Origin of the sequence: Crenothrix polyspora, assembly GCF_900163755.1 — a bacterium.
GTDB lineage: Bacteria > Pseudomonadota > Gammaproteobacteria > Methylococcales > Methylomonadaceae > Crenothrix > Crenothrix polyspora.
The window spans coordinates 1-11889 of sequence record NZ_FUKI01000179.1; the positions used below are offsets into that span (position 1 = coordinate 1).

The 11889-nt window shown below is 43.7% G+C and carries 13 protein-coding genes; 12 read left to right on the forward strand and 1 reads right to left on the reverse strand.

What is annotated here, in order from left to right; genetic code table 11:
• Nucleotides 1–68: 68 nt before the first annotated feature.
• Nucleotides 69–191, reverse strand: coding sequence for a hypothetical protein (locus CRENPOLYSF2_RS19395; RefSeq protein ID WP_272867716.1), 123 nt, complete (start codon nt 189–191; stop codon nt 69–71).
• Between the two features lie 689 nt (nt 192–880).
• On the opposite strand from CRENPOLYSF2_RS19395, the gene CRENPOLYSF2_RS18355 reads away from it, so the two are divergent.
• The 12 genes from CRENPOLYSF2_RS18355 to CRENPOLYSF2_RS19530 all read left to right on the forward strand — a co-directional run bounded on the left by CRENPOLYSF2_RS18355 (nt 881) and on the right by CRENPOLYSF2_RS19530 (nt 11819).
• Nucleotides 881–3964, forward strand: coding sequence for a PKD domain-containing protein (locus CRENPOLYSF2_RS18355; protein ID WP_087145404.1), 3084 nt, complete (start codon nt 881–883; stop codon nt 3962–3964).
• Between the two features lie 112 nt (nt 3965–4076).
• Nucleotides 4077–5183 carry a YncE family protein gene (locus tag CRENPOLYSF2_RS18360; RefSeq protein WP_087145405.1) on the forward strand — a complete coding sequence of 369 codons (1107 nt, stop codon included), beginning with the start codon at nt 4077–4079 and terminating at the stop codon, nt 5181–5183.
• Between the two features lie 86 nt (nt 5184–5269).
• Nucleotides 5270–6508, forward strand: a complete 1239-nt coding sequence (locus CRENPOLYSF2_RS18365; protein ID WP_087145406.1) for an amidohydrolase family protein — start codon at nt 5270–5272, stop codon at nt 6506–6508.
• Nucleotides 6509–6563: 55 nt separating this feature from the next.
• Nucleotides 6564–6998 carry a hypothetical protein gene (locus CRENPOLYSF2_RS18370; protein ID WP_087145407.1) on the forward strand — a complete coding sequence of 145 codons (435 nt, stop codon included), beginning with the start codon at nt 6564–6566 and terminating at the stop codon, nt 6996–6998.
• Nucleotides 6995–8095, forward strand: coding sequence for an Ig domain-containing protein (locus CRENPOLYSF2_RS18375; protein ID WP_087145408.1), 1101 nt, complete (start codon nt 6995–6997; stop codon nt 8093–8095). The genes CRENPOLYSF2_RS18370 and CRENPOLYSF2_RS18375 overlap by 4 nt, the downstream gene beginning before the upstream one ends.
• Before the next feature lie 43 nt (nt 8096–8138).
• Nucleotides 8139–8597: a hypothetical protein gene (locus tag CRENPOLYSF2_RS18380; protein WP_087145409.1), complete on the forward strand. Its 459-nt coding sequence runs from the start codon at nt 8139–8141 to the stop codon at nt 8595–8597.
• A gap of 200 nt (nt 8598–8797) precedes the next feature.
• The gene (locus tag CRENPOLYSF2_RS18385; RefSeq protein ID WP_087145410.1) at nt 8798–9691 is read left to right on the forward strand and encodes a hypothetical protein; all 894 of its coding nucleotides are present in this window, start codon (nt 8798–8800) and stop codon (nt 9689–9691) included.
• A 75-nt stretch (nt 9692–9766) separates the two neighbouring features.
• Complete coding sequence (locus tag CRENPOLYSF2_RS18390; protein ID WP_087145411.1) at nt 9767–10537, forward strand: heme ABC transporter permease; 771 nt, start codon at nt 9767–9769, stop codon at nt 10535–10537.
• Nucleotides 10534–10689 carry a heme exporter protein CcmD gene (gene ccmD, locus CRENPOLYSF2_RS18395; RefSeq protein ID WP_087145412.1) on the forward strand — a complete coding sequence of 52 codons (156 nt, stop codon included), beginning with the start codon at nt 10534–10536 and terminating at the stop codon, nt 10687–10689. Before CRENPOLYSF2_RS18390 ends, ccmD begins: the two co-directional genes overlap by 4 nt.
• A 5-nt stretch (nt 10690–10694) precedes the next feature.
• Nucleotides 10695–11138: a cytochrome c maturation protein CcmE gene (ccmE, locus tag CRENPOLYSF2_RS18400; RefSeq protein WP_087145413.1), complete on the forward strand. Its 444-nt coding sequence runs from the start codon at nt 10695–10697 to the stop codon at nt 11136–11138.
• Nucleotides 11139–11282: 144 nt separating this feature from the next.
• The gene (locus CRENPOLYSF2_RS18405) at nt 11283–11519 is read left to right on the forward strand and encodes a DUF433 domain-containing protein (RefSeq protein ID WP_087145414.1); all 237 of its coding nucleotides are present in this window, start codon (nt 11283–11285) and stop codon (nt 11517–11519) included.
• A gap of 168 nt (nt 11520–11687) precedes the next feature.
• A complete protein-coding gene (locus CRENPOLYSF2_RS19530; RefSeq protein ID WP_217884138.1) occupies nt 11688–11819 on the forward strand; it encodes a DUF5615 family PIN-like protein in 132 nt (43 codons plus the stop codon).
• The last annotated feature ends 70 nt before the right edge of the window (nt 11820–11889 follow it).

The window sequence follows — 11889 nt, forward strand, 5'->3', positions numbered from 1 at the left end:
CAATCGTACAATGTATTTCTTTTTCATAGTCAGCCTATCCCTTACGTGAAACTTGTTTATGGGGGCTGTTATTCGACATTTAAAGAGTGACTGAGTACTAGTGCGACATCGTAATATTCTGCATTTCCCGTGGATGTAACGATTGATTTGGGCAAGGTTAATTGATTTTTACTGGTTAATTTCGCTAGCATAATAACCCCAAAGTAATGAAGTAACCGACATTCCGCACCCCTATTCATAATTTTATGATTAAATTTAATTTAATAATTTCAGTATGTTATAAACTTGTTGAATTTTTGGCGTATTTTCAAAGTCATTTATATCAGCTTATATTTAACAAAAAACAAACGAGAGATGAATTTTTCTTGTTTTAACTCGAAAGTCTAAAATACTAAAATTCATTAAATATCAATATGTTGCTTAAATGCTGAATTTTTATTTAGGGGTGCGGAATGTCGGAAGTAAGATTATATTACATAGTAACTTAATTTTGCATAACCTACCCGTATTTCTAAAAGTATGTGATATGACACACTTTTTCAAGTAATCACGTAAAAACAGTCGAAATATAGCTGTTTTCAATATAAATATCGCTCAAAAAATAGCAATAAAATCAATAGTATTTTTTAAAAAGTACGTGATATGCTACAGTTTTTTAAAAATACTGTGGCATATCACCTGTTTTTTGCTGGAATTTCTCTACGATCACAAAAAACATCAGCAAATGTTTATTTTTTAACACAATTGAAATGAATTATTATATTTATTATCAATTGATTATATAAATTTTGTTGGATTTTTTTCTAGTAAAAAATAAAGTAGGCATAAAAAATGCTCTGTAGCTTGGGTTGTCACTAAAAAAACAAGCGGAGCGTAATTTATGATTTCTTTTCGAGGTTCACCGAGTCAGCTGATTAAGCTGGCTTGGGGATTATTACTATTTTTTATATGGGGTCTATCGACCGTACTGGCCGCGCCAGTTATCAGTCGCTTAGTTTTTAATGCCACTACCCGCACCCTATTAGTTGAAGGCACAGCTACAGCAGGGCCGGTCGGTTTGTATGATGCAATTGCCAACCAGCAATTATCGGCACAAGCCTTAAAAAACGGCAAGTTTGCTTTTAATATAAAAAATTTACCCACTGTACCGTGTCGTGTGCGCATTATGGCGGGTAATGAAATGGTCGTAAAGACGCTCTCGCAAGAACAACAATGCAAAACGGGCGATTTGCCCCCTGTTTGTACCATTACCAATCCCACCGCTCATCAACATATCAAATTTGGCCAGAGTCTGCATTTTGCAGGCAAAGCAACCGATCCTGAACACACCACACTGCATTATGAATGGGATTTTGGTGGCGGTGCAGCCGTTAGGCCGCAAAGCGCTAATGCAGGGGCAGTAAAATTCGACCTCGCGGATAACACTACTTACAACGTGCATTTTATTGCCACCGATCTCAAAGGTCGCCGCTGTGCCGATGTGGTTCAAGTAACCGTCGGTACGCCACCTAATACACCTGCTATGGTTGCAGAAGCAAAAATAACCACTGATGGCAAGCATGTGGTTATTCCCTTTACGCCAATGGGCATGGAGTTTCATGATCAAACCTATAAAACCGTCTCACAGCAATATCCCATCAATTCGATTAATGCGCTGGTTATTAAAAAAGGCGGCGTGGGTCTTAACAGACCACAGGTGTTGACCAATAAAGATAAAATCCAATTGCAATATTCAGCAGCCTCCAATCCTTTTGATCCGGTAGGTGCAGGGTCAATTAACTCAACCAGCCAAAATTATCCTAAAGGTGCGCGTTTTGAGTCGGCTCTGATTAAAAAAACCGATTACTACGATCCTTGCGTGTATACCGGCAAAAATGACATAGGCGGTAAGCCCACCAAAAAAGGCCAAGTAGTTAAAATAACCGGTGCTAAACATACGCCCAGTAAAGCAGCGTGTATTTTTGGTGCTTTTTGGGATTACGATGCCAAAAAGAAAAATTCCTGGGGCACTGTGGATATTTTGCCGGATGAAGGCCAAAAAGCTTACAACGCCAAAGTGTGGTCTGAAGACCCTAAAAAGCCAGGTGTAAGAGGCTATGTAACACCGACTGGTGTAGCCATGCCTGGTATTAATAACCCTTATAAGGCCAATGATCCACAAGCCTTTAACGGTTTTGATGCCACTAAAAAGCTATTTAAAGCCAATGGCCTTGCACAATTTCCAACCGATGACAAAGGCCGACACAACGCCTATCCTTTGATGCGCGTACAGGCAAAAGCCGGTGGCAAAGTGCTGGCAACCAGTGATGCAGTGACGGCAGTCAGTACAGAATTCCACTGCGCTGAATGCCATACCTACGGCAAAATCGGTGCAGATCAGTCGGTATACGATCAGCTTAAAAAAGAAATTGAAAAAAGTCCAGAAGGCAGTGCCTGGGCGAACTATAAAAAACACCTCTATCAAATTCCACAATTTGTTAAGCCAGCGTCCAATAGCCGCGCGGATATTGAGCAGGCTGCTTTAGTCAATATTCTGGAAACACACGACTTTACCTACGGCTTTGCACAAATTAACCGCTCACCCAACAAGCCTTGGCCCGGTGATAACTTCAAGCTGCTGGATGCCCCCAAAGGTATGCCGCAATCTTGCGGCGCGTGGTGTCACCGTTCGCAACATAAAGTGGACGAATCCTGGGGGCCTATGTTACCGAAAGGGGTCTCCGCTGGCGGTTCTTGTCCAGAATTCCCTAATGCCTTGCACAATACCCACGGTCGTATGCTAGGTACTATGCGGCCTGATTTTACCGGTGAGGTGGAACGCGATCCGGTCACCAAAGGCTTTAAGATGGTGGATTTAAGCAAGCCTATTGATCCCTTGCATCCGCTGTTGTTAAAAACAGTAGACGGCGGCAAACCGGATGGTAGCTGCTTCTTCTGTCATCAGGGCAAGCAGGACAAATACCAGCGTGATGTCATGACTACAGCGGGTGTCAACTGTATCGATTGTCATGGCGATATGCCAGTACAAGCCGGTGCATCAGCGATGGTTTCGCGCGGTACGGGTGGCGGTGTCAATCCACCGGACAACAACATTGGTAAAGAGTTTAAGACCTTGCCTCGTCATGCTTATCTGGATGGCCTGCCCAGTTGCGGCTCTTGCCATACTGGACATGGCGATGAGCCCGTGTTACGCAGAGCTTACGATATGACAACCGGCAATTTTAAAAAGCTGGCCGCCAAACGTGAGCGCTTTGCAGAAAACTTTGCACCAAGAATAGAGGCCGTTGAAGATAAAGCGCACGGTTCTGCTTATAAGCCTATTGTCGCGGCTAAAGGCAAAGGTAAATCGTGCCCTCCTGGTACGTTCAAAGAAGATTTAAAAGCCGGTAGCAACGTCTGCGAGCGTGGTCTGTTCAAAGAAAGTTTAGACAAACACGCCAACATACCGTGTTCAAGCTGTCATGGTGCGGCGCATTCTATCTGGCCTAATCCAAACCCTTACGCCAACGACAACGTAACGGCAACACAGATACAAGGCCACCCAGGTACTATCGTGGAATGTAAAGCTTGTCATACGGCGGATGCGTTTAAAGGCGGCAAGGTGAACAGCGTTAGCGGCTTGAGTTTCCCCAAAAACATGTTGGCAGGGCCGCACAATATGCACCCTGTTGATGATGCTTTCTGGTGGAAATCGTCCGATGGCAAGGCAAAGGATTATGGTGCTCATGCGGCTTGGGCTAAAAAGCCCGGTGTCGCTGGCGAGCCAGATCAATGTTCTTCTTGTCATGGTAAAGACCATAAAGGTTCACGGCTGTCCAAAACACCGGTTGATCGTAGCTTCACTTTTACGACTAGCCTGGGTGCAACGGTCACTACAAAAGTAAAAGCCGGTACGCCCGTGAGTTGCGGAACGTGTCATAGCGTGGAAAAGAGCTTCAAAAAATCACCTTTAGGTAAACCATAAGGCCGATAGCTCCGAAACTTTCGGAAAGAGTGGGGATACACTATGCCCCACTCTCTTTTTTCCGCAACAAATCGCACTCTTTAGGTGTTAATCAACCGTTTTAGGTGTAACTATGAAAAAAACAGCAAGCCTCTTAGCGATAACCAGCCTGTATGCTGTTCAGTCACTGTGCTCTGTGGCATGGGCGGCAACGGCAGGTCGAATTTTAGTTGCCAATCGTACTTCTGGCACTATTTCCATTATTGACGAAAAAACCGATACCCTGATTAAAAATATCTCGGTAGCGGGTAAGTTTGCACGGCCTCCTGAGCCAATGTACGTCAATTATTCGCCCAAATACAACCGTATCCTGGTGAATGATCGTGCCAATAATCAAATTATTGCCATGAATGCCGACACTTATGAAATACAAAATACCGTCCCGCAGGGTGGCGGTGCATTCCACATGTGGACAGATGGTTTGGGCAAGCAAACCTGGAGTGTCAATGATGTGGATAAAACCTTTACCGTGATTAATCCAGGTAATTTAAAAATCCTGAAAACCATACCCATCCCTGCCGATTTAGCGGCTCAAGGCGGCAAACCACACGATATTTTGCTCGATAAAAAAGCCAAATGGGCATTCACTACCATTGTGGGTATTGAAGGTGATAACGATTATGTTGTGCAATACAGCACCAAAACCTTTAAAGAACTGGGGCGTTTTGCCACCGGCAAAGATCCACACGTCGGTATCTTAAATGACGATAGCAAGTTGTTTGTGCCAACGCAAATGGCTAACAAAGTGTATGTACTCGACCCTAACAAAATTACCAAGAAAATTATTAAAAAACTAAAAGTTCTTGATATACCCTCAGCACACGGTATTACCTGGATGCCCAATAATCAGTTTGCCTATGTAACTAATGTGGCCGGAGACGCTTTAAAAGGTAGCAAAAACCACAATGGCTTATGGGCAATTAATACCAAAACCATGAAAATTGTGGGTTCTTCGGCTTTGCCCAAGTTAAAGAAACTTGCGGCACATACCCATAACGTTACTGTCAACGCAACCGGTACTAAGTTATACCTAACTCATTCTGGTCATGAGATAGGCACGGTAGAGGGCGATGTGACTGTGTGGAACATTTCCAGTAAAAAGCCTGTGCCCGTGTATGCCAAAAAGCGTATTCATGTGGGGTTAAATCCGTTTGGTATTGCTTATATTCCTGGGCGATAACCGTGTTAAAAAAAGCTTACGGTTGAGTTCTCACAAACCTGCCCTGTTTTGATAGTGAAGCGGGGTATTTTATTTTGGGTGTAACGATGATGAAAACTAACATTCGTTTACCGGCTATGTCCTTGATGATAGTTGCATGGGTGGCTAACTTCACAAGCTTCAGTGTGGACGCAGCGGCCGCACCAAACTGTTTGCTATTGATAGCAGATCGGCTATTTGATGGCATTAATCCAGTTAAAACCGATATGGCGGTCTTGGTTGAAGGGGACAAAATCACCCGTCTGGGGGCATCAACGCATTTGAGTGGCAAGTGTGGAAAATGCTCAAACCGATTGTATTTGGGCAATGCAACTATTTTGCCAGGTTTTATTGATGCCAATACTCACATCAGCTTTCAAAAAATCAGCAAAGACAAGGTATTGGCGCACGGTATCACTACGGCGCAAGATGCCGGTGGTACGTTAAAAATCCCAGAAGGCGGGGTTGGCAAACTGCGCTTATTAAGTTCAGGGCCAATTTTACAAGCACCTGGTGGCTATCCGCTGAATGTGTTTGGCGGCCAGGGTGGTTTTAACAAAATAGGCTATGTGGTGGCTTCTGTAGCGCAGGCTGAGAAAGCGGTGTTGAAATTGTATGACAGCGATGCACCAGAAGCCATTATTTCCCTGGAACCCGGTGGAGAAGTGGGCGCACCGTGGATGCAGGTACACAACGGTAAGGCTGCTCCTAAAGCGCCTTGGCCAATGCTGCCGTTACCGATAGCAAAAGCTATTGTGAGTAAAGCGCAGGAGTATGGCATTAAAGTGGTAGCTCAAGTGGGTGAAAACACCGGCTTTAAACGGGCGTTAGATGCGGGTGTCGATCAGCTGGCTTATATGCCTTGTGCCAGAATCAGTGAAAATTTACTGACCCGTGCTGTTAAGCAAGGCGTTAGTTTTGTTACTTCATTGGGTAGTGTGTCAGCTTGTAGGGGTGCGCGTGCCAATATGGTGAGCTTAGCCAATAAGCATGCCAAGTTTATTTATGGCTCTCAAATAGGTCAGGCTAACGTGCCATTAGGTATTAATAGCCAAGAATTACAACGGATGTTGACCTTAACCAGTGGCGCAACGGTGCAGATTAACGAGCTTATCAACGTGCTTAAGGCGGCAACTTCCAGCGCCGGTGAACAATTGGGTGTAGAGCCCTTGCTGGGCAGGATAGCGATAGGTGCGCCTGCCGATATCATTGCCGTACGTGGCAATCCTTTGCAAAAATTTAAATTATTGGAATCGCCTGATTTGGTGATGTCAGGTGGCAAAATGGTTATCAATAAATTTAAATAGACTGTCGATTGGGTTGTTACGAAGTTAAACTAAAAAAATAAACAGAGTGTAACGCATGATTTTATTTCGAAGATTTCCAGGTCAATTGTTAGGTCTAGTTTGGAGATTAATTGTATTTTTTGTCTTGGGCTTATCCACGGCACTGGCTGCGCCCGCTATTAGTCAATTAATTTTTAACAGTGCTACGCACACATTGCAGGTCGAAGGCACTGCTAAAAACGGACCTGTCAGTGTGTATGATGCGGTTACTGACCAACTGCTAGCCATACAAGCCTTAATTGATGGCAAATTTACGGTGCGTGTAAATAATTTATCGGTTACACCCTATCGTATACGGATTGTCGTAGGCAACGAAATAATCGAAAAAACACTCTCGCAAGTGTCAACATCTACAGCAGGAGATATAATGCCTCGTCCTATTGATAGTCAAGCTCTTCAGCTTAACCAAGAGCTACACTTCGATGAACAGCATGATGAGGTGGGGCAATGAAAAATGCGGTAAAATCGTCAAACTTAAAACATAAAAAACTCAAAGTTAAAGAATTTACAACAATTTTCTTACCGATACTCACCTTAGCGCTAACGGCGGTTAACAGCTATGCTAAACCGGTATTAACTAAACAGATGACTGTTGAGTTCGCACAAAGCCAGCCCCGTTTTGATACTAAGGCGGGAAACTTTGTGTTGTCGGGGGTGCTACATAACACGTCCGAAACAATGGTTAATGCCCCTGTTGCCTTAGTTGTTGGCGACTTTAGCCCCCAGTCTTCAATTATGTTGCTTAAGCCGGACGGTTTTGTACCCGATGGCAGTGCTTACCAGTGGATACTAAAAAAAGGCACGTTTGCTGTGGGTGCAAAAATACCTTTTACCTTGCGATTTGACTTTAGCAATCCCGTTAATAAATTAGCCGTTTCCAGTCTGGAAGCCCTTGCTAAAAAAGCCTTGCAATTTAAGCCGTCAGCTTTGGCAAACGTTCAATTTCAGTATCGCGTGCTGCAAATACCTGCAACTAATCGAATTCCCATCGCTAATGCCGGTACGGATAAAATCGCTGTAGTGGGAACGGTGGTGCGTCTTGATGGCGGTGCGTCATTGGATAAAGATGGCGATCCTTTAAGCTACGTATGGACATTAAAATCTGCACCTGGCAGCCAAGCTAAATTATCGAAAACAACAACGGCGATGACAACATTTAAACCCGATCTTGCCGGTGACTATATCGCCAGTCTAACGATTAATGATGCTTACGTACAAAGCGTGGCCGATGCGGTCAAAATTACCGTTAAAGCCGGTGGTGGCGTTAATCATAATCCGGTGATTACCTCATACTCCCCTGATTCAGCCACGGCAACGCGCAGTTTTAGCTACGAGGTAACAGCAATCGATGCCGATAAAGATAAGTTGACCTATACGCTGGAGGTATCACCATCTGGCATGTCGATCAATGCAAGCGGGGGAATTAACTGGAGCGTACCTAATAAACCCCACGCCCATATTCCGGTTACCGTTAAAGTGACAGACGGCAAAGGCGGCGCGGCAACACAAGATTTTTCCCTACATATTCAGCCGTGTGCTTGCAAATAATATGACAATTCACTTTTTTTTCAGAACGCTAATATGTTTGTCTATGACCCTGTGCGTACCTGCATACGCAGCGGATATAACGGGTACATGGCAATTACACGGCACACTACAGATCGATACCAGTATTAAAAATCAAAAGCAAACCAGTAAAAAAATAGATAATGCCGCCTTAGTATTAGGCACACAAAAGCATTTTGTTATTAATGGGCAAGCCTTTCAATTATCCGGTAATTGGACGCGCAAAAGCGCAGCGTTTCAAGGTGTATTACACACAGCATCCGCGACGGCTTTTTTGAATCATATCGCCAGCGATTTAAAAGTAAAATCAGGGCTAATTCTAAAGCCCGCCGCTAGTACGGCAACGTTGACCGGAACAGAGCTGGCAAATGGTACAATCACCGGGCAATGGCTGATCACCAGTAAGATAACTTTCCCCAAATACCCTGCACAATCGGGGCTGCTACGCATTAGCTACCATTTTACAGGTAAGCGCTCAAAATAACATACACCTACGCTACTATGCCAATAATCCCCTTGTGTTGTCTAACAAGACCCCGCTATGCAATACGATAAACTATTGTCTAAACTAGGAAATTTATAAATATTTTGTCACCGGACAATACGCATTAGATAAATTTAGAAGTATTCACAGCCGATTTTTCGTAGAATAGGCACTTGTTATTATCAATTTGGAGTAAGGGAATGGGGTCTGCTCAATATCTTTCTATTTTTACTGTAGCCAGTAAACAACAACGCCAGGCCAATTTTGACAACTACTGGGAGTTTACCCAGCACCACGGCGGTGAATTGTTGGAGGCGGATAAAGATTTAGCTAAAAAACGCGCCAAACTTCAGCACTTTAAAGATAACCCCGTTAAGCTGCGTACACCGTTGTCGAATCCTGATTTGTTTTATCGTAATTATGTTGATATGCAAGACGATCCAAAAACCCTAGATCCGATGATCTTAATGTTAACAGGCATGTACAAATTTGCCCGACATGAATGGGTCGGTATTAAAGGTGCATGGGATGTCGTACCTAATATGGCCAATTCCCATAGCGTAGAAGATAAAATCAGCCGTGTGCATTTAGCTGAAGAGTTTTGTCATTGGCGTTTGTTTGACGAAATGTTACGCACTTGTGGCTTAACAGACATTGAATGGCAACCGTTAAGCCCTGTGAAAGAATGGATTTACGAGCAATTCCCCAAGTTTCCTGGTTTTTTAATGGATTCCCCCGCGTTTGTCACCGAATTAATGGGCGTTACCTATTATTTTTATTTACACCGCTTGTTTGATACGTTATTGGCAGATGAACCCGAAGTGCGTGAGCGTCTGAAAGAGCTTCTGGATGAAATTACCATTGATGAAATTGCTCATGTGGGTCAACGCCGTAATTTTATCGGCCCGATAGGCATGAAAGTTTCAAAATGGCTGGTTAAGCCTTTTTACACCCTATTTTTTAACGATATTCCTGAGGTAGGTCAGCTGTTTGATGTTAAACAAATGATTAAAGACGGTGAAGCGTTTGATTTTAATGAAGTACCTGACTACATGATTGCACGTAGCTGGATACCGTCGTATTGTAAAGCCTAATGCTGCGAGTATCGTATTGATGATAAAAAGCCCGTTGTTTGTTAAAGTATTATTAAAGATTAGGTGGTACATAGTATGTTTTTAATCCCTGATGCTGTCGTGCGGTTTTATCATCGCATGGCTTCGCCGCCGCATTTTTATACCTTTACCGAGCAATGTATGCCGTGGTTAGTTGGTGTGTTTGTGATACTGGTCTCGGCGGGCTTGGTAGGCGGCTTGTACCTTGCTCCTGCTGATTATCAGCAAGGTGACAGTTACCGTATCATTTACATTCATGTGCCCAGCGCCTGGATGTCATTATTTATTTATATTGTCATGGCCGTTGCCGGTGCAATTGGCTTGGTGTGGCGCATTAAACTGGCCGAGGTAGTATTGGTGAGCAGTGCGCCTATTGGTGCTGCATTTACTTTTATCGCGCTGGTCACCGGCTCTTTATGGGGCAAACCCATGTGGGGTACATGGTGGGTGTGGGATGCACGGCTAACCTCGGAGTTGGTGCTGTTGTTTTTGTATCTGGGTGTCATGGGTTTATATGGCGCAATGGATGATAAGCGTGTTGCCTCCAAAGCCGTGGCTATTTTAGCTTTAGTGGGTGTGGTAAATATCCCCATTATTCATTACTCTGTTGAATGGTGGAGTTCATTACATCAAGGCCCTACGGTTATCACCAAAACGGGTAAACCGGCTATGCACAGCAGCATGTTAATACCACTGTTACTCATGGCGTTGGCATTTAAAGTGTATTACGTGATTGCTCTGATGCAGCGTGCGCGTACAGAGTTATTATCACGCGAACGTAACTCGCAATGGGTTAAAAATAAAATAGCCATGGGAGCTAAATTATGAGCGTACAAGAATTTTTTGCGATGGGTGGCTATGGTTTTTACGTATGGACATCGTATGGGCTTACTTTGGTGGTTTTAGCCGCTAATGTGGTTATTCCCATTCGTCAACGTAGGCAGTTTTTACGTCAGCAAGCTTTAAAACAGAAGCGATAACTATTATGAAAGTAGCCAGAAAACAGCGTTTAATTCTTATTGCTTTAATGGTCGTTGGTACCGGTATAGCTACGGCGTTTGCCTTAAAATCTTTTAACGAAAACTTGATGTATTTTTTTTCCACCACCGACGTGGTGGCAGGTAAAGCACCCAAAGATGCCTTGTTCCGATTGGGGGGTATGGTGGTTAAAGGCACGGTCATAAGACCCGATAAAGGCATGATGGTGCGTTTTACCTTGACCGATTTCAGTAAGGAAGTCACGGTGGAATACACCGGTATTTTGCCGGATTTATTCAGAGAAGGTCAGGGGATTGTCGCGCATGGCAAGCTTAATACGCAGGGTGTGTTTATTGCCCAGGAAGTGTTGGCCAAGCATGATGAAAATTATATGCCGCCGGAAGTTAAGGCAAGTTTAAAGAAAAAAGCAACGACTGAAGGCAAGCTTTGAATAAGGCTATAGATACTAAACTGTAACGCATTAGGAGCTTCCACTTAAAACCAGATGACTTCGAGTTTACTCTTTGTAGTAGAGCCGTTTTAAGTGAGTAGCCGTACGATGTATTTTTAAATGCTAAACAAAAGTGTAAATCTCATGGAAACATCCTTATCTGAACGTATCACAATCGATCCTGCCATTTGTCACGGCAAACCGTGTATCAGGGGGCTTCGTTATCCTGTTGAAACGGTTCTTGAGTGGTTGGGTTCTGGCATGAGTATAAAAGAAATTCTTCTGGATTATGAAGATATTGAATATGATGATATTTTGGCTGCACTTAATTTTGCTTCGCGTGTACTCAAGATTAAACGTATCGAATTATTGGCAGCATGAATTTTCTGGTTGATGCCCATTTGCCGCGTCATTTAGCTACAGCGTTTTCACAGTTCAATAGTTACAGCGTAACCGTTCGCACTGAGCTTGTCGAAGTGTGCCGTTCGTGCTTCGACAAGCTCAGCACGAACGGTGGCTGTAACTGTCCTAAGTTGAAAACGCTGTATATTGTTAAGGGAGCATGGCCATGATGCAATTCATACTTTGGATTTAGCGGAAGGCAATCGAACGACTGATAACACGATTAATGAAATAGCCAATATTGAACAACGCGTCGTCATCACTAAGGAACGTGCATGAAATAACTTGAACAACTTAAACGCCACCACCGTTCGTGCTGAGCCTGTCGAAGCATGAACTTGCTCAAGTT